Source organism: Pseudobacillus sp. FSL P4-0506 (assembly GCF_038003025.1).
Taxonomy (GTDB): domain Bacteria; phylum Bacillota; class Bacilli; order Bacillales; family Domibacillaceae; genus Pseudobacillus.
In genome coordinates, this window is sequence record NZ_JBBOOI010000001.1 from 3,918,377 (window position 1) to 3,936,702 (window position 18,326).

General features: G+C 40.3%; 15 protein-coding genes. 5 read left to right on the forward strand and 10 right to left on the reverse strand.

What is annotated here, in order from left to right; all coding sequences use genetic code 11:
- Positions 1 to 57 precede the first annotated feature (57 nt).
- On the reverse strand, positions 58 to 249 hold the full coding sequence (locus MKZ02_RS19280) for a YbxH family protein (RefSeq protein WP_120036546.1): 192 nt from the start codon (positions 247 to 249) through the stop codon (positions 58 to 60).
- A gap of 113 nt (positions 250 to 362) precedes the next feature.
- Here MKZ02_RS19280 and MKZ02_RS19285 point away from each other — a divergent pair, with 113 nt between their 5' ends.
- Positions 363 to 611 carry an alpha/beta-type small acid-soluble spore protein gene (locus MKZ02_RS19285; RefSeq protein WP_120036545.1) on the forward strand — a complete coding sequence of 83 codons (249 nt, stop codon included), beginning with the start codon at positions 363 to 365 and terminating at the stop codon, positions 609 to 611.
- 21 nt (positions 612 to 632) lie between these two features.
- Entirely contained in the window at positions 633 to 806 is a 174-nt protein-coding gene (locus MKZ02_RS19290) for a small, acid-soluble spore protein, H family (RefSeq protein ID WP_340855437.1), read from the forward strand.
- A 76-nt stretch (positions 807 to 882) separates the two neighbouring features.
- Here the strand turns inward: MKZ02_RS19290 and MKZ02_RS19295 are convergent, their stop codons facing one another.
- On the reverse strand, positions 883 to 3,279 hold the full coding sequence (locus MKZ02_RS19295) for an immune inhibitor A domain-containing protein (RefSeq protein ID WP_340855440.1): 2,397 nt from the start codon (positions 3,277 to 3,279) through the stop codon (positions 883 to 885).
- A gap of 452 nt (positions 3,280 to 3,731) precedes the next feature.
- Here MKZ02_RS19295 and guaD point away from each other — a divergent pair, with 452 nt between their 5' ends.
- The gene (gene guaD / locus MKZ02_RS19300) at positions 3,732 to 5,096 is read left to right on the forward strand and encodes a guanine deaminase (protein ID WP_340855441.1); all 1,365 of its coding nucleotides are present in this window, start codon (positions 3,732 to 3,734) and stop codon (positions 5,094 to 5,096) included.
- Between the two features lie 249 nt (positions 5,097 to 5,345).
- Here guaD and MKZ02_RS19305 read toward each other — a convergent pair whose 3' ends face one another.
- Entirely contained in the window at positions 5,346 to 6,560 is a 1,215-nt protein-coding gene (locus MKZ02_RS19305) for a metallophosphoesterase family protein (protein ID WP_340855443.1), read from the reverse strand.
- Positions 6,561 to 6,914: 354 nt separating this feature from the next.
- On the opposite strand from MKZ02_RS19305, the gene MKZ02_RS19310 reads away from it, so the two are divergent.
- Positions 6,915 to 7,715 carry a DeoR/GlpR family DNA-binding transcription regulator gene (locus MKZ02_RS19310; RefSeq protein ID WP_340855447.1) on the forward strand — a complete coding sequence of 267 codons (801 nt, stop codon included), beginning with the start codon at positions 6,915 to 6,917 and terminating at the stop codon, positions 7,713 to 7,715.
- Positions 7,716 to 7,819: 104 nt separating this feature from the next.
- On the opposite strand, the gene pstB is transcribed toward MKZ02_RS19310, so the two are convergent.
- From pstB to MKZ02_RS19345, 7 genes are all read right to left on the reverse strand, one after another.
- Complete coding sequence (pstB, locus tag MKZ02_RS19315; RefSeq protein ID WP_340856462.1) at positions 7,820 to 8,590, reverse strand: phosphate ABC transporter ATP-binding protein PstB; 771 nt, start codon at positions 8,588 to 8,590, stop codon at positions 7,820 to 7,822.
- Between the two features lie 71 nt (positions 8,591 to 8,661).
- Positions 8,662 to 9,486: a phosphate ABC transporter permease PstA gene (gene pstA, locus MKZ02_RS19320; RefSeq protein WP_120036540.1), complete on the reverse strand. Its 825-nt coding sequence runs from the start codon at positions 9,484 to 9,486 to the stop codon at positions 8,662 to 8,664.
- 1 nt (position 9,487) lies between these two features.
- The gene (gene pstC / locus MKZ02_RS19325; protein ID WP_340855450.1) at positions 9,488 to 10,402 is read right to left on the reverse strand and encodes a phosphate ABC transporter permease subunit PstC; all 915 of its coding nucleotides are present in this window, start codon (positions 10,400 to 10,402) and stop codon (positions 9,488 to 9,490) included.
- A gap of 61 nt (positions 10,403 to 10,463) precedes the next feature.
- Positions 10,464 to 11,306 (reverse strand): phosphate ABC transporter substrate-binding protein, encoded by an 843-nt coding sequence (locus MKZ02_RS19330; protein WP_340855453.1) that lies wholly within the window; start codon positions 11,304 to 11,306, stop codon positions 10,464 to 10,466.
- Between the two features lie 333 nt (positions 11,307 to 11,639).
- Positions 11,640 to 12,467, reverse strand: coding sequence for a methyl-accepting chemotaxis protein (locus tag MKZ02_RS19335; protein ID WP_182917104.1), 828 nt, complete (start codon positions 12,465 to 12,467; stop codon positions 11,640 to 11,642).
- 236 nt (positions 12,468 to 12,703) lie between these two features.
- Positions 12,704 to 14,854, reverse strand: a complete 2,151-nt coding sequence (locus MKZ02_RS19340; RefSeq protein WP_340855457.1) for a DUF262 domain-containing protein — start codon at positions 14,852 to 14,854, stop codon at positions 12,704 to 12,706.
- A complete protein-coding gene (locus MKZ02_RS19345; protein WP_340855460.1) occupies positions 14,851 to 16,566 on the reverse strand; it encodes a DUF262 domain-containing protein in 1,716 nt (571 codons plus the stop codon). Before MKZ02_RS19345 ends, MKZ02_RS19340 begins: the two co-directional genes overlap by 4 nt.
- Positions 16,567 to 17,109: 543 nt before the next feature.
- Here MKZ02_RS19345 and MKZ02_RS19350 point away from each other — a divergent pair.
- Positions 17,110 to 18,084: an S-layer homology domain-containing protein gene (locus MKZ02_RS19350; RefSeq protein WP_340855462.1), complete on the forward strand. Its 975-nt coding sequence runs from the start codon at positions 17,110 to 17,112 to the stop codon at positions 18,082 to 18,084.
- Positions 18,085 to 18,326: the final 242 nt, after the last annotated feature.

The window sequence follows — 18,326 nt, forward strand, 5'->3', positions numbered from 1 at the left end:
AACCAATTCATACCGCTTCTTTTAGGGATTTTCTCCGGATCATGAACTCATGGTTCTTTAAATATTATGCTCTTTGCAATAATGGTTAACTAATTCCTCTATTTGATTATGTTCAGCAAAGTCTCCAGAGAAATCAAAGAGAATCTCTTCTACGAATTCTCCCTCCCGGTAGACGTGAATAGCCCCATTTTGCTTAATTACGCTGTATTCCGGCACAAACCGATAGCCATTGCGTTCAATCGCGCCCATTTGTTAGCTCTCCTTTCCTTTTCCATTAGTATAGCCAGCAAACTGGACACTAGCCTATACGATAACAACTTATCGGGCATAGTAACATTGAACAGCTAAAAGGAGGAATGCATATGTCGAGAAAAAACAAAATTCTTGTTCCTGAAGCAAAACAAGCGCTAGACAACTTGAAGGCAGAAGTCGTAAATGCCAGTGACCCGGCAGCTGCCAAGTTTGAAGCCGCAAAAGAAGTAGGGGTTCCGCTAACAGAAGGATACAATGGCAAGCTTACTTCTGAAGAAGCCGGTCAAATTGGCGGGCGCCTAGGCGGTTCCATGGTCCGAGAACTGATCAACATGGCAAAAAAGAACCTGCGTTCATAGGAATGAGGTGAAGAGGTGGAAATGAAACGCGTACTTGAAGTTCTAGAATCGGAGAAGGATATCCCTGTTCACTACAGTGGCATCCCTGTTTGGATTGAAGGCGTTGATAAACATTCAAATCTGGCAACCATTCAAGCAAGGGGGACGCATGACGTCAGCCGTGTTGTATCTATTGAGGGCCTTGAGGAAAAGTAATTTTTAAACATCGGGTGCTCTCCCAAGACCACTTAAACAGCAAAAACGGGCTGCTATAACGGCAGCCCGCTCTTAGTTATTTGTGAATCCATACGGCCCCTGCCGAGTTGTCTTTTGCTTCGCCGATAACCTGGAATTTCAAGCCGTAGTTTGGCACGTTACGGCCAGCATCTGGAATCATTTGATTGATATACTTTCTGGCATCGTCAAATGTAGGAACACCGTTTAATCCTTTATAATGATAGAATCCCCGTGTTGGAGAATCGATTGTCCAGCCCGGTGCTTTGTCTAGGCTGAAAGCCGCGTCAGCGATTTGATAGCGCGTGCTCTGATTAATGCTCGGTTGTCCGTTTAACGTGCCGACAATGGCCTCCGGGTGGGAATCCACTACGCCGAGAAATCCGTCTCCAGGATGAACACCTGTCCAGTTATCCATGTAGCTGTCATCCCCATACCATACGACGAGCCCGGTATTATAAGCTACTCCCCGAGAGTGCATCAGGGCCTTGTCTGAACCGTTATAATTTCTCCACTCTAAATAATAGTAATTGGCTTTCTGGAATGTTCCGTTGGATACTTCAAAGCCATCAGTTGTGAACTTAGGCGTTCCTTCCGCATCATCCGCAAAAACTACTTTGCCATCAATTGTAAGCGTGGCGTTATCAAGAGCGAAGCCTTCAAGAGACAAACCGCCATCTGTCACATATTCAAAAACAAGCTTTACCTTTTTACCGGCGAATGCGCTCAAATCATAAGACTTGTCCACCCACTGTCCCTTAGAAGATTCAGCTCGGGTATCGCCGTCTGTATCTTCATCGCCAATAGTATCAATGATAACTTCTTGTCCATCATTCGTAACGGCCTTCACATTCAAGAAGTCATAGTCAAATTCAATATCATAATAGGCTTTATAATCAAACACGGCTGTTTTGGCTGCCGTTAAATCAAACTCTGGTGAAGTTAACGTTGTGTGAAGGTCATCTCCCTTTGTGCTGTAATAATACTTTTCACCAAATTGCGGGGCAATGCCTTGGACGGTTTTCTGTGGCAAATTCACTTTTACAATGCCTGGATTTTTGGACTTGGTCACGCTCTGGTCAAGAATAAAAGCCAGGCCGCTTTTGTCTATATCCTTATAATCCACTTCAGTTATATTGGCCCAATTGCCACCCATTACTTTTTGGAAAAATTCTTTATTTTGCGGGGAAAAGCTTGTTGGCTCGGTACCGGCGATTTTTCCGTTCCAGCTACCGCCGCTCATAATCGACCAGGAGGCGATCGGTTCGCCATGCCCTGTATACTGGGTATCATATTCGTCCGGCAACCCTAAATCATGACCGAATTCATGCGCGAATACACCAACAGCTCCGTCTTCAGGCTGGATCGTATAGTCAAATGCAGCCATGTTTCCACCCCAATAATCCACCTTCGCTTGCGAACCTTGAACAGGATAAACTCCATCAAGCGTCCAGCGGTGTGACCAAATCGCGTCGTCACCAAGTTTGCCGCCGCCAGCTTCCTGACCGGTACCTGCATGAATAATCATTAAATGATCAACGAGTCCATCCGGTTCATTTAAGTTTCCATCTCCGTCGAGATCATATTGGTCAAATTGATCATATTCAGATAAATCAATACCCGAAGCGACCGCTGCATTTAAAGCATCTTTCACGAGGTCACGCGGTCCTTTTGGATCCATATTATCATGACCGCCGTTTGGATTATCATCTCCATATTCCTTGGCCGTTCCCGGAAGTGTTAACCAGTCAGATACCGTGCCGTCTACTGTGTAGCTGCCCCCGGACTGCTCCTCGTAAAATTGTTTAAACGTCTTTACTTTATCTCCGTTAAACAAAGTAAATTCCTGATCGCCAAACATTAATTTTTCATAATGCTCTTTATTAAAATCATCCGCAAACATATAACCATCTTCTTGAACGACATTATTATGTTTAAAATCGCTAAACTCAGTTAATAGAACCAACACTTTATCCTGGCGGACGCTCCCATTATAGTTTGCTTGTTTGGCAGGATTTACCTTCACGGCGCCGTTTGGTTTTCCTTTTTTAAAGTTTTCATGGCCTTTATTAAGCTGCTTCGCGAGTTTATCTTTTTGCTTTGTTAAAAAATCCTTCGTTTTTTTGTCAAATTTTTCGTGTTTTTCATCTGTATATTTCTTATGATTGCCAGGCTGTTTTTCCCCTTGCTTTTTCTTGATATATTGCTTTACTGCCTTCTGAGTTTCTGCCGAAGAAGCATTTTTCGCCAGCAGTCCCTGATCTTTTAAACTCTTGGCAATGCGATCTTCGTTAATAATATTTACATCTATGTCTGGAGACTCGATTGCCGCTGCAGAGGCAGCTGAAGGATGAATGTTAGCGCTTACAAAACCTCCCGTAAATATGGCCGACGCTGCAATAGCACTGGCAGCCCAACTTGAAAGCAACGTTGAATTCCGCTTCTTTTTCCCCATGTTTACCCCCTAGTAAGCTATTATTTTGATAGTCGAAACAATTTGATTATATAACTCGTTAATAAATGGTGTAAATATCCAAATGATATTTTGGTAAAAAATGATAAAATATACTTAGCATAGTTGAGAAGAGTTGAACTTTTTCAGGTATTTATACTAGCTAAAATAAAAAGTAAATAGGCTGGATGGCGGTTATTACAAGGAATAGAAGCCCTCTAAAAAATGAAAATCCGTTCCTCTACTTATCAAGTATTTATGACTCTAATGAGCCTTGTTGCTCCTCTTTTTTTCTCTCTCCCCGATAAAAAATTCGTTGGATAATGAGCATTCGTTAAAATGAACAGTCATTGGGAGAAAACAAGGGGTTCCTTCGTTTTCTTCTAGACCTGCTATTTTTTTTCCCTTATAATCACTAGTATGAATCTATAAAAACGAACATTAAGGTGATAATCATGAAAAAATATATGGATATTTTTCAAGGAACAGCTTTTTCCAGTACGTCTCCTAAAGACATTCAAGTTTTAAAAGATTATCTTTTCTGTATTAACAGTGACGGCATGATTGAAAAAATTGTTGCACCGGAAGAGGCGGACTATCAACAGCTGGTGGATGCTTATGAAGGAGAAGATCACTTTCATCATTTAGCTGAAGGGCAGTTTTTCTTGCCGGGTTTTATCGATTTACATGTGCACGCCCCTCAATGGGCTCAAGCAGGAACGGCGCTGGATCTCCCGCTCTATGACTGGTTACATACATACACCTTTCCGCTTGAGGCCAAATTTTCAGATCTGACTTTCGCCGAAAATGTCTATAACGACTTAGTCAGCACTTTGCTTGCGCATGGAACCACGACCGCCCTTTATTTTGCGACTGTGCACAAAGAGGCTAGTGTGCTGCTGGCTGAGATCTGTGCGAAGAAAGGACAACGAGGGCTCGTCGGGAAAGTTGTCATGGACAATCCTGAACAAACGCCGACCTATTATCGTGATGCTGATACGCAAACAGCACTAGCTGATACGGAGGAGTTTATTTTAGCTGTTAAGGAGTTAGCAAAGACCGCTAAGCAAGGAGTTTATCCGGTGGTGACCCCACGCTTTATCCCAAGCTGTACAAATGACACACTAAAAGGTTTAGGGGAATTGACGGCCAAATATGATACACATGTCCAATCACACTGCAGCGAAAGTGACTGGGCGCATGGGTACGTGAAAGACCGATTTGATAAACATGATGCCTTTGCTTTGCATGAGTTTGGTCTGTTGCATGATAAGTCGGTAATGGCCCACTGTAACTTCCTAGATGATCATGATGCAGAATTGTTTGCTGAAACAGGAACGGCCATCGCTCACTGTCCAATATCCAATGCTTACTTTGCCAACAGCGTCATTCCCATCGCTCACTTTCACTCGAAGGACGTTGAGATTGGCTTAGGATCTGATATTTCTGGCGGTTTTTCACCTAGCCTGTTTGATAATGTAAGGCAAGCAATCATCTCATCGCGAATGTTAGAAGATGGTGTGAACCCCGCTCTGCCTGCTGAAGATCGCGGTGTGCCGCAATCACGTATTACGATTAATGAAGCCTTCTATTTAGCAACAGCTGGCGGCGGCGAAAGTTTAAGCTTGCCCATCGGCCGCCTGCAGGAAAACTATGTGTGGGACGTACAAGTCATCGATACGAAAGCGGCAGCTGCCAAACTGCCTATCTTCGACGTGAATGAAGACTTGCATAATGTCTTCCAAAAAATCATGTATCTCGCCCGTCCGGAAAACATCCGTGAAGTCTGGGTTCAGGGGAAAAAGGTTCATTCAAAGTAATCCTGCTTACTCCTTGACATAGTTTAGAAGGCCAATCCAAGTGGATCGGCCTTCTGATCTTTAAACTAAATGTGGAAGTTAGTACAACAGAATATATCCAGGTGCTTTTATTGTACGGGACCCCTCTTATGGGATTAAAAAATAAATCTTCTAACTGACCATGATACAAACCGCTTGGATCTATCCCGAAGCGGCCTATCTAACAAGGGAAGGTGAATCCTCACTTCCCCTTTTGAGCTATTTCTCTATTTATTTGCTTGTTACAGTTTTTGGCTTATCCTTCAATGGCAATGGATCGATACTTTGATCGTTGGCCGTTAAATCAATGCCATAATCTTTTGCAAAAACCATATATGTATCGATGAGAACATTTTCTTTCTTTTCATCTAGATTGAATACTCTGGCCCCGCGCAGTCTATTTCTTTCTACCCCGGAAAGCCCGTAAGCCCCGAACCCGCAATTGCCCGCGTAGCCAAGCATTACTCCATAATAATTCCCTGCATAGGTGTTGATATGGTCATGTCCACAGAAGACGCCCTTTACATCCCCGCGGTGCAAAATGGCTGAAAACATGCCACTATTGAATGGTCCTGGACATTCATTTTCGTTTCTTTCCCCTGTGATACTATGTTTTTTCACAGCTAACGCATGCTTTGATTCTGACATTTCCTCTTTGCTGGCAAACCACATATAGCGATGTTCCCATAAAGGAATATGCATGAACATAAGGGATGGAACTTTGCGATTCAATCTTTTTTCTAATTTCTTAGACGTTTCATAATACCAGTTCACCTGATCAAAGCGCAACCAGTCCCAATGAGGATAGCCTTCAAAATCCTGCCCGGCGATTTCCTTTGGCGCATATCTTCCACTATCCATTAACCATAAATTAAAGGCAGGTGTCGTTCCTTTAGAATTATTGATAAGCAGATAGGAATTTCCTGTTCCTGTTACACCTTTTTCACTCGGCTGGTTCCTATTGTACGGATACGACATATAGATTTTGAGCATATCCTCCTCATCAAGGCCATTTTTTGGCGTGGCATCTTCATCATGATTTCCGAATGTCACCGCCCACTGAATCTTTCTCTTCTCCATTGGCTGAGCAAGATTATTAATCGCTTGCTTTACTTCCAATGGAGTATCAGGCCCGCTTGCTAACATGTCTCCATTGATCACTACAAAATCAGGCTTTTCAGCATCTAAAACCTTTTCCATTAACTGAATGGTTCTGCGATCAATTCGTTCATCGTCTTGTGGATCATTAAATTGCACAATTTTAAACCTTCCATCAGAATTAAATTTCAATTTGGCTGCTTGATTGTCTTTGGCTAATGCTGTCGCATTGCCGAATAAATCTCCCGGCATCCCAGCAGAGGCAAGGGTTAAGGCAAGGGTACTCATCCCACCAATTTTAATAAAACTTCTTCTGTCTAACCCTTTACTCATCTCTTCATTACTCATTTAGCATACCTCCCCATTCTTTCATCCTGCTTGTCATTGATAGAGTGTTCTGTCCTCTTTTCTCCCTTTAAGCTTAATCTACTAATATTGGTGGATTATGAAGTTAAGCCAAAAAATAAGTAAAGAAAACAAAAGCATCAAAGAAAGCAAACTATTCATGGATCCAATCATGGCACCCTTTCTAAGAATTAGGAACCATCATGTTCATAGTCGAAAAGACAGATAAATCAGCTGATGTCTCTTTTGTTTTACTAAATATTTTTGAAAAATTAACGAAACTGAAAATCTTTCTTTATAATTCGTTTTTACAATTAAGAAAGACTAAGAAAATTGTAGAAGTGTGGGAGAAATAGTATGAATAAGTCTTTACTATCAGAAAGACATAAAATCATTCTGCGAGAACTTGATGTGAAAATAAAAGTCAACGTCATGGATCTAGCTTTAAAATTAAACGTCACACCTGAAACCATTCGGAAAGATTTAAGTGCCCTTGAGGAGAAAAAGAAATTACGCAGAATCCATGGTGGAGCGGTTAAATATGCTGGGATAAGCAATGAGCCTGATTTCAACCATAAAGTTGGCATCGCCCATCATCAGAAGCAACTCATAGGAGAAGTCGCCGCTTCCTTTATTAAGGATGGCGAAACCATTGCTCTTGATGCCGGCTCAACCACCTTACATGTTGCAAACTCGATTAAACACGTAAGAAATGTCACGATTGTAACCAATTCTTTAGCCGCAGCTGTCATCTTAAATAATCGATTAGAAGCTAACACTTTTAACGGGAAAGTCATCATACTTGGAGGAACATCTAATCCACAGCAACGTTCGATCAGCGGCTCCATTACCAATCAGCTGCTAGAATATTTTTATTTTGATAAAGCGTTTATCTCATGTGGAGGAATAAGCCAGGAGGGAATTTGTGATTTCGATGTGGATGAAGCCACTGCCTCTTCCATTATCATTAAGAGATCAAAGCAAATATATGTTGTGGCCGATTCTTCTAAATTTAATCAAAGGGCTTTGTTTCATATTGATTCCTTGTCATCTATCGATGTTGTCATTTCAGATCAAGAAATGCCGACTCAATGGTCAAAAGATGCGAGCACGAAAGAATTAAATTGGATAAAGACTGATGAAAAGGTCGTTTTCTGATTAATTGACTCTTCCTTTTACTATTCAAAAAAATGACTGCCAAGTCCTCATTATCCAGGCACTTGGCAGTCTAAGAATTTCACTATTTATTCTTCCCTCTCTAATTACCCAAAACGGCCGGTGACATAATCTTCCGTTCTCTGATCCTTTGGATGTGAAAAAATATGATTGGTTACATCATATTCAACAATTTCGCCATTTAAGAAGAAAGCGGTTTTGTCGGATACACGCGCTGCCTGCTGCATATTGTGAGTAACGATAACAATTGTATAGTTCTTCTTCAATTGTGCAATCAATTCTTCTACTTTCAGCGTAGAAATCGGATCTAATGCCGAAGTAGGTTCATCCATTAATATCACTTCCGGCTTCATTGCGATGGCACGCGCAATGCAAACACGCTGCTGCTGACCGCCTGATAGTCCGAGAGCTGAGGATTTCAGGCGGTCTTTCACTTCGTCCCAAATGGCCGCACCGCGTAAGCTTTCCTCCACAATCCGATTCAATTCTTTTTTATTTGTTACTCCCTGCGCCCGGGGTCCGTATGCGACATTATCATAAATGCTCATCGGAAATAGGTTGGGCTTTTGGAAGACCATTCCGACCTTTGTGCGGAGCTTAATCACATCGTTAGATTGATATATATTTTCATGATCAATGATAATATCACCGCTAATTTTTACTCCAGCGATCAAATCATTCATTCGGTTTAACGTTCGCAGGAAAGTGGACTTCCCGCAGCCGGAAGGACCGATTAAGGCTGTCACCTTCTTTTCTTCAATATTCATTGACACATTATAGAGTGCCTGTTTTTCTCCATAAAATAAGTTCAAATCTTTTACACTAATTTTCGTTGTTCCCTCTGAATGCTGTTTCATTGGCGGGAACCTTTCCGCCTTTACTTCTGCGTTCCGCTCCATCATTGCTACACTCATATATCACACCTCATTTAATAGTCAGCTTTATTTAATTTCTTTGAGATAAATGTCGCCACAAAGTTGAGAACCACGATCATCACAATTAGTACAATCCCAATGGCCGCTGCCAGTTCAATGTCTCCGGCCTCCTGTGTCACCAAATAGGAGTGGACCGTTAACGTTCTGGCAGATGAGAAAATACTTTCAGGCATGGCTGCTACCGTTCCAGCTGTTAAAAATATGGCAGCCGATTCACCGACAATCCTCCCCATTGAGAGAATAATTCCCGATAAGATCCCTGGCATGGCACTTGGCAAAATCACTTTATATAAAGTTTGCAGCTTCGTTGTCCCTAATGCGAGAGAGCCTTCTCTGTATGACTGCGGTACCGTCTTTAAGGCTTCTTCTGTCGTTCGGATGATGACCGGCAATACAATAATAGTCAGAGTCAGCGAGGCCGCTATGATCGACATGCCTAATTTCAACGTAGTGACAAAGAATACGGCTCCGAATAATCCATAGATGATAGAAGGAATCCCTGTTAAGCTTTCTGTAGCAAAACGAATGACATTTACTAATCGGCCTTGTTTAGCGTATTCTTGCAGATACACGGCCGCCAAAATCCCGATTGGTGTTGCAATTACTAATGAAATAATAATGGTATACATAGTTGTCACAATCATCGGCCAAATACCGCCACCGCCCGTTGGTGAATAATCACCAAAGATGAACTCAAAGTTAATTAGCCTAACCCCTTTGTAAAAGATGAACCCTACAATGACCACAAGGACGGCAACAGTCAAGATGGCTGAGAACCAGAGAAGCCCATGCAGCAAGTTATCTTTCCACCTTTTCATTTTACTTACCACCCTTTGCACTGATTTTTGCTAATACGAAGTTTAACAACAAGATAAAGGAGAATAAAATAATACCAGTCGCAAACAGCATCTCTTGATGAACGCCGGATGCATAGCCCATTTCTAACGCAATGTTTGTCGTCAACGGGCGGACACTATCTGTTAAGCTTGCAGGGACGATTAGACTGTTCCCCGCGACCAATATAACAGCCATTGTTTCTCCAATGGCTCTCCCTAATCCCAATACAATGGCTGCCATAATTCCTGATTTGGCTGCTGGTACAACTACTTTAAAAATCGTTCCAATTTTTGAAGCGCCAAGAGCCAAGGACCCCTCACGGTATGTTTTTGGAACGGCGCGAATGGCTATTTCAGCTACCGTTACAATCGTTGGCAGCATCATGATAGCTAACACAAGAATGACAGCCAATAAGCTTTGCCCTTTGACTAACCCCAGGTTGTTCTGCAGCAAAGGAACGATAATAGCCAATCCGAATACACCATATAAAACAGACGGGATCCCTGCCAGCAACTGTACAGCCGGCGAAATAATTTTTGCTACGTTTTTAGGGGCAATCTCTGATAGAAAAATCGCTGTAAACAGACCGACCGGCACACCAATCATTAAAGCGCCAATGGTCGCATAGATTGATGCCACAATCATTGGAAATATGCCGAATTTATCTTCACTTGGTACCCAATCTACTCCAAAAATGAAATCTATAAAGCTATAACCTTCTTTTATAAATGGATAGGAGCCTTTATAAAATACGAATCCAATGATTAGCAATAAACTGACGACTGATAGAAGGGCACAAAACAAGAAAATTCTAGATGAAACCTTCTCCATCACATATTTATTTTTATTTGATTTACCGTTATCTATGATTGGTTTTTCCATAAGCGGGCTTGTCATGCTACATTCCTCCCAGATCACTTTTAGATTTCCACGATGTTAGATATAAAATCTATAAACGTTAATTTACTGGTATAGCCCCTGTTTCGGAAACAATAGCTTGTCCCTCTGAACTTAAAATATAATCAACGAATTGTTGTCCTGCATCCGTCAGCTGATCTTCCTTATGGACAAATAAGAAGGGGCGTGACAGACTATATTTCTGTTGAAGGACATTTTCCGCCGTCGCTTCCACTCCATTAATCTTTAGAGAGGAAACAGAGTCATCCATATATTCAAAAGAAATAAATCCTATTGCATGCTCATTTGTCGCAACAGTCGTTTTAATATTGCCGTTGCCGCTTGCAATAATGGCACTTCTCACTAATTCGCCTGAAGTGTAGCCGACAATTTCTTGGAAGGCATCACGTGAGCCCGAACCGTCTTCACGAGAAACGACTACTATTTCCTTGTCCTCTCCTCCAACTTCCTTCCAGTTCGTAATCTCTCCAGTAAAAATTTGCTTTACTTGCTCCGTCGTAAGATTATTAACTTTGTTGCTAGGATGGGCGACGACGACGATTCCATCATAAGCAATGACTACCTCTTTCAGCCCGCTAGCTTTTTCTTCCAGTTTCAAATCACGTGAAGACATGCCGATCTCTGACACACCGTTGATTGCATTTGTGATACCCGCAGAAGATCCTATTTGATTAATCTCTATATTGACATCGTTCTTCTCTTCATATTTAAACGCTAACTTTTCGGCTAATGGTCCTACAGACGTAGACCCCGAGATAGAGATTGTAGCTTTCCCTTCATTTGCCGACGCTATTTCATCGTCTTTCTGTATTCCACACGCTGATAAAACGGCAACTAAGGCTAGCATTACTAATCTATTCGTTGCTTTTTTTATAAGCCTCATGTTTTTACCCCCAAGATGATTTATTGGCAAGTTAATTTTGTTGAATGTTGATTCTTTGTTAAGAATAACGTCTTTTTGTTAATTTCCATTGAACTCTTTGTAAAGGTTTTGTAAATATGTTCAGAAAATTAAGGGCTTTATACAAACAATTTCCAAACCGTTGATTTTTGCCTGTTTTCTTACGGCTATTCAAAAAAAGGAACGGCTTAACTTAGTTAAGCCGTTCCTTTTTTTGAATATTTTTGTTGTATATTCTTTACTTTCCAATCATTTGACTTCCTCAATATGGATTAGAAGGTAATCATAGGAATCCAAGCATTCGCTGTAATGCTTTTAATTTTGCTTCAACAAGCCGCTTATAAAACTATCAAGAGTTTGGCCTAATTCGTTCAGTTCTTCTGTAACCTGAGTAAACGTTTCCGTATTGGAGCTTAATTCAGTCGATGACTTCTCAATATCCCTAATACTTTGCGTTACGGCTGTGATCTGTTCCCTCATATTTTCTAAGAAGGTACCAATTTTCTTGGAGGCTTCTCCTGTGTTACTGGACAGTTTTCTTATTTCCGTTGCCACCACAGAAAACGTCTTGCCATATTCTCCTGCCCTTGCCGCTTCAATGGAGGCATTTAGACCGAGCAAGTTGGACTGCTGGGCCACATTGTCTATAAAAGAAATCACATCATTCATTTCTTCCGCGTGCTGCATCGTATTCTCTGAAGAGGCAGAAATTTCTTCAATTGTAGCTGAGAGCTCCTCTGCATGGGCGGTAATGTTTTGGGTTCTTTCTCCAATGGCATTTGATATTCCATTTAGATTGGCAATAATGTCTCTGAGGGCATACTCTTTCTTCAAACTAATGCCAAAGCCTAATGATCCAATAAAATTTCTATTTTCATCAAATAAAGGATAGCCAATCCCTTTAAAAGGCGCCCCATATTCAGGAGGAGTTAAGATTTCTACTCTTCTCAACTTCTCTCTTACTTGGCCAAATAAATCGTGATCGAAGAAAGGCTGTCCACTTACGATTCCCGGATCTAAAAACTTGCCCGGCGTCGCGTAAAGGTATTTCTCTGTATCCGTAACCGCCACGATAAAATCTTCGTCCTTAAGCAGCTGTGTGAGTATTGGTGCCACAGACAAAGCTTGTTCTAAGCTATTCATTTCCCATTCTCCTTTGTTACTGTAAATGTATGCATATAAATGTACTGTTCTTTTATCGGCCAAAACATTTAGCATTTGACCGATTTTTGTAAATTTTTAATGACAATCACTCAGAACACAATGAAAGCTATTTCGTGCGGAACGGTTGCCCTTGAAAAGATGTAAAGGGGGAGCCTTCTCCACTTTAATGCCGAAAAAAGTAAAATGCCTCATGCAACTACATGAGGCTCCCTTATCTATACCTTCAATGTATTTAGTTCCTTTTCAAGCTCCGACACAACATCCTCTAGAGATTCACTTTCCCACTCTTGATCCGTATCATTTCTCCAAATAAACTTGCCGTTTTCAAAGGAGATGTTCCAGCCCAATTTTGGGATATTTACATACTTTTCACCATCGCGTCCTAAAGAATGATAATAATCAGATTTAATATTTTTTTCTTCTAACGCCGCATGCAGTGCATAGCTGTAATATTCTTGGCAATATCCATTCGTTGCACTGCTTTCTAATAGAAGAATCTCATTTTCATCGTTATAACGAATAAATCTTTTCGAACCGCATGTTTCATTCAAAATCATTGGATAGTTTATGAAATAACGACGCCAATCTTCTACATCGGAATTTTCTATGATACTCTGTAAACTTGCCTCGATATTATGTATATCTACTACATCGAACAAGTCTTTCAAATAACATACATTCTCCTCTCGCAACAGTCGTTTCCAACTAATATCACGATCAAACCCTTCTGTTAAGAAACTATAGTTGCGTCCCTTCTTCAATGTGTAATCACCGAATGTTAATAGCGCACGTGTGAATAAATTCTTATCAACATTTAGTTTTTCTGATCCAAAAATAGCAACCGCACGCTCATAGTAAAATATAAATTGTTTTTGAGCCGTTGCATGCGTTCCCTCACTCCATTCAGCAATTTCTGCTGCGGATGTTACCCCTGCAAATCCGAGTAAAAAGCCGATGTCTCCCTTAAAATAAGGATAATCCTCTGCTTTTTTGAGTAACGGTCCCCAATCGGCATGCGATAATAGCAATTGGGCCTTTTTTCTCTCCTGTTCAAGTTGCGCTCCATAAAATCCTTGAAGCTTCGTTGCAGGCCTTGCTAAATACGTATAGAAGTCATCGATATGTGACGCAAGCTGCTGGATGGCACGCGCCGAGTTTATGTAATCCGTAACAGAATTATAAAGTGTACTTTCCGTCACATTACGTATAAATCTCATCCAGGTGCTGAGAGTTTCCTTATCAACATCTGACACTTGCGACGCATATACCGTAAACGCAAATAACCGCAGACGATCCGCATAGGTAATTTCACTAGACATTGAACGACGCACTAATTGTTCGCCATCTATAACAGCCATTGGAATATGATCTTGTTCCCTGCGAATGAATGCATCCACTGTTGCTTCTAATCTATATAACCAATCTGTGTCATCCAACTGTGCCTTCACAATCTCTTCAAAGCTCACTGCATGTTCTTGGCTGACAAGCATTGATACCCGCTCATTATTTTCTTTGTGTAAGGCCAATTGATTTGTAATAACAACTTGAATAAACTGTAAATATGCCTGATTATAAAGTTTCTTTTGGCTTTCCCAGAAGAAATCAGCCCATTGATTATCCATTTTCAACAGAAGTTGTTTCGAAAAATGAGTGGTAATTTTGTCTTGGCTCACTAGTTGCTCCATGTATGCCTGCAGCTTCGCCTTGAAGTTTTCAAAAGGTGTTAGCGGCTTTCCTCTTGCATTCATTTTAATATAAAGCGTATCTTCTAAATGGAATGTATCCAAGTCGATAAATTTAAACTGAATAGGGCAATCATTCGTCAATGTGTCATACAGCTTGTTCTCATACAACTTATGAATAGCATCAAGCACGACAAGCATCGCCTTCACAGTCGGATCCTGATTCCATATTAAGAAGAAATCTGGTACATTTTGAATTTCCCTGCTAATGGTCGCTTTATCAAAATCAATACCTTCTAGTTGCACAAGCATACGACAAAAAGCTTTGCTGCTACTGCGAGTTTCATACGAAAACTTTGCTAAAATGCCACGAGCTTCATCCATTCTTCCTTCACGCATCGCACTATACCAATGCAGAAGGTACAGTGTTGTTAAACGCTGCTGACCGTCTAAAGGGGCAAACACCCCTTGTGCATTTACCGTACCGTAAATGAAATCCAGCTCAATCGTTTCCTTCGTCTCAAGGCTCTTGAATAATACCTTCAAAAAGCTGTCACGTACCTGCTCGACATCTTTTGTTTGTCGCCCCTGCGCATAGTCTCGCTGGATGATTGGAATCTCAATGCGGTTAATGTGCTCTTCTTGAATGAGCTTCCAAAATGCATATGTCTTTGCTTTACTCATATATACGCACTCTCCTTCACGCTTGGTATCACGGTACTAAGCGCCGTAACCATTGCATTGATATAATGCTCCCGGTCTTTCTTCCCCCAGTAATTCATTTGTGTCACGTCAGGGTTGTAGTATTTTAAGAAGACATTTCTCGTGCATGCCGGAATATAAACACCTGTTTTATCACGTTCAATTAAGATTTGGCGTTTTTTAGGGAAAATGGCGTTTTTATAAGAACGGTTCGTTGTGGCATCAAGTAGTGTTAAATTTGAAATGTTATTCGTCTCATCATCCCCAAATTCATCTACTATGCGCTCAAATAACCCTTCGAATTGCTCTTGGTCATAGGCAGCTAAAAAAGAGTTGATAGCCAGGCGAAGCTCTTCATCCTTCACATATGGAAGTGCTTCGTTCAGAAATTGAGACTGCGCTTCCGTACTATGTGGCTTCTTCGATTTTACTGCATGAATGTGCTCAATATCCCATTTTTCTTTTTTGTAACGTTCAAAATCAAAGCGCTGATTCGATAACACGTCATTTTGCAATGTCAAAATATTAAATAACAGCAGCACATGGCGTACCTGCTTGCTATCCTCATACATTAATCCAACAATATCAACATCCTCGAAGGAGCTGCGAATCATTTCTTTTAAAATCTCCACAAAGGCATCTTTCTTCATGTTATTAGACTTCTGAATGATGCTCTCCATTGATACACTTGTCGCAAGCAAATAACCAATGTAATGATAGAGCTCTCTATTTTGATACCACTCCGTCACTTTCATGTAAAGCTGTTGAACCTCTAACCAAATCGACTCAATAATAGCATGCTTTGATTTATCCGCTTCTGATTGATTCTTCATCCATTCATTGAACACATGGAAGGTATAATAAGGGATATTCTTTTCGACTCCCATCTTATAATCACTGGCTATAAGATCAAATAGCCACTCAATCCGGTTCTGATAATCCGAATCCGTATCGTTTTGTAAGAAATACCATAGCTCATCATTTTGCAAAGCATATTCCATACGATCCCATTCATTAGAAATTTCAATTTGCTTTAAGCGTACAATATCTTCATCGCCTTCATTCTGACTTAAATGGTTTTTGCTTAAGAACAATGCCTTGATCAACTCCGCATTGGTTAATGGAATCCTTCCAATATTGATACGTGAGAAAATATCAATTGCATCATATGAATCATCCACTTCATACCACATGACTTTGACCTGCTCACGCAACCGCTGTGCTATAAACATAACAGCCTGGGGCTTATGCTCTGCAAACCATTCCTGAATCATCTCATAGGCTTCATACATGTGGTAAAAATCAATGTTATCATCCTTCATATTCTCACCGGCAGCTATATCCCTCAAGAAATCTGAACTCTTTGGGCGTGTCTCATAATCAATCGAAAAATAGTGATCTACTAAAAAAGGAATTTGCTTCTTTATGTATTGCAACAAAATTAAAATTGTCGTTAAACGTTGCTGTCCATCAATGACTTCCCAAGTTTCTTCATTCTTTTTCACAATAATTGGCTGAAGCCAGTACACCTCATCTTTTGCCGGATCCTGCTCATGAAACTCCCATAAATCATCCAACAGCTCTCTAACCTGTAACTTAGACCAACGATATCCTCTCTGATATGAAGGAATATAAAACTTTTCTTCTGACTCCATCAAATCTTGAATTGCTTTAGCTTGCAGAACTGTCTCCAAGTCCCCCACCTCGATTACCCTGTTTATTGGAGTTATATGAATTCATCATACATGGATTTCAAAAAACATCCAGATAAATAGTAAAATTAATTCAATATTTTTTTACTATCTAATCAAACCTATCCAACCTTCTGTTTTTTCGCCGACCGCTTTTCAACAACCTTTTGATTCAGCCTCTTTAATAAAGAAGCCTGATTTGTAGCAGATAACGAGCAGCCCATCGGCTGGATTTTCTTCCCCTGGCAGCTTAAATGAATGGTTCTTTTGTGAAGGCTCCTGGCTTAAAAACTTCAATATAGAACATACACGAGAAAAAAATAAACCGTATCCTATAAAAACACTCTCTTTGCAATTAGCTAAGCACTTTCTCTTTATAAGTTTTCCTATGCCCCACTTATTCCGCCCTTCTATTTTCATGGTATTATAAATCTATAATCATCCACTAAATGGATTACAATTCAAATTAAGGAATTAAGAGTCTTAAATGTAAAGCAATATTTATCTTATTCTCTTTAATTATGAAAATAAAAAGGGGCCAATTGAATGAAGAGATTATTTAGTCTACTGTTAGTTTGTTGTTTAACTTTTACAGGCACTACCTTTGCTTCGGCTGCGTTTAAAGATGTGAGCCGTGATTATTGGGCAAAAGATGAAATTACATACTTAACAGACAAAAAAGTCATTAACGGTTTTTACGATAATTCATTTCGCCCGCAAGCACCGGTTACTCGATTGCAAGCTATGATATTAATGGCGAGGGCTCTAAATCTAGATTTATCTAACCGACCAAATCCAGGCTTTAAAGACTTATCCACCATGAATAGCGGCTATAAATATGCGGCAGCTATTGTAGATGAGGGAATCTTTCCAAAAAGTGCGTATTTAAAACCAAATGAACCGATGACTCGTGAATTAATGGCTAGAATGCTTACTTCTGGATTTAAATTAAAATCAACGAAAAAGACTAGCTTTAAAGATGTTCCTCCAAGTTATTGGGCTTATCCATACATCTCTGCTCTAGCTGAGAATAATATTACTCTAGGGTATCCAGACGGAACATTTAAACCAAGTACAACACTTACACGTGCTCAATTTTCTGTTTTTCTAGCCAAAGCTTTAAATGACAATTTTAAAACCTTTACTTTTTCTAATGAGAAATACCACTTTAAATTAGAATTGCCTAACTACATGAAATCTCAAGTCGTATTTGATGATGGATTAGGTATAAATGAGGATAAAGTGTTTTCAGTTAACTTTTATTATAATAATGATACTCATCTTGGCTATACACCATTCGCTGGATCGATTCATATCATTCCTGCTTCCTTATGGAAAAACTTCTTTGAAGATGCACCTTACTATCTAATTAAAAAGATAAATAACTATTATTATTGTTACCAAGGTCAAAGTGAGGATCCTTATTACGAAGTAGGCAAACAAGGCTCTAGAGAAGTTAAAACATACATGGGTATCCATGATCGACTTGAGTATGCAATTAAACATATGAAAATCAATTAATGAACAAGCCCGCTGGTTAGCTGCCAGACGGGCTTTTCCATTTTTAAAGAAGAGTAAGCAGGTTCTTCGGGTACCTTATCAATTGGTCAAGAGAATCATAGTGCGCTAAATGAGAAATCTTGCTCAACAAACAAGCCCACACAAATAAAAAAGCGCCAGAAACGCTACTTTCATAACGTTTTGACGCTTGCGTATGATTCCGACTGGGTTCGAACCAGCGACCTCTACCCTGTCAAGGTGTC

Excerpts from the sequence above, each read along its gene's own strand:
- MKZ02_RS19295 (WP_340855440.1), bottom strand. The coding sequence starts at position 3,279 with ATGGGGAAAAAGAAGCGGAATTCAACGTTGCTTTCAAGTTGGGCTGCC.
- MKZ02_RS19310 (WP_340855447.1), top strand. The coding sequence starts at position 6,915 with ATGAATAAGTCTTTACTATCAGAAAGACATAAAATCATTCTGCGAGAA.
- pstB (WP_340856462.1), bottom strand. The coding sequence starts at position 8,590 with ATGAAACAGCATTCAGAGGGAACAACGAAAATTAGTGTAAAAGATTTG.
- MKZ02_RS19330 (WP_340855453.1), bottom strand. The coding sequence starts at position 11,306 with ATGAGGCTTATAAAAAAAGCAACGAATAGATTAGTAATGCTAGCCTTA.
- pstC (WP_340855450.1), bottom strand. The coding sequence starts at position 10,402 with ATGACAAGCCCGCTTATGGAAAAACCAATCATAGATAACGGTAAATCA.
- MKZ02_RS19350 (WP_340855462.1), top strand. The coding sequence starts at position 17,110 with ATGAAGAGATTATTTAGTCTACTGTTAGTTTGTTGTTTAACTTTTACA.
- MKZ02_RS19305 (WP_340855443.1), bottom strand. The coding sequence starts at position 6,560 with ATGAGTAATGAAGAGATGAGTAAAGGGTTAGACAGAAGAAGTTTTATT.
- guaD (WP_340855441.1), top strand. The coding sequence starts at position 3,732 with ATGAAAAAATATATGGATATTTTTCAAGGAACAGCTTTTTCCAGTACG.
- MKZ02_RS19280 (WP_120036546.1), bottom strand. The coding sequence starts at position 249 with ATGGGCGCGATTGAACGCAATGGCTATCGGTTTGTGCCGGAATACAGC.
- MKZ02_RS19285 (WP_120036545.1), top strand. The coding sequence starts at position 363 with ATGTCGAGAAAAAACAAAATTCTTGTTCCTGAAGCAAAACAAGCGCTA.
- MKZ02_RS19340 (WP_340855457.1), bottom strand. The coding sequence starts at position 14,854 with ATGAGTAAAGCAAAGACATATGCATTTTGGAAGCTCATTCAAGAAGAG.
- pstA (WP_120036540.1), bottom strand. The coding sequence starts at position 9,486 with ATGAAAAGGTGGAAAGATAACTTGCTGCATGGGCTTCTCTGGTTCTCA.
- MKZ02_RS19335 (WP_182917104.1), bottom strand. The coding sequence starts at position 12,467 with ATGAATAGCTTAGAACAAGCTTTGTCTGTGGCACCAATACTCACACAG.
- MKZ02_RS19290 (WP_340855437.1), top strand. The coding sequence starts at position 633 with ATGAAACGCGTACTTGAAGTTCTAGAATCGGAGAAGGATATCCCTGTT.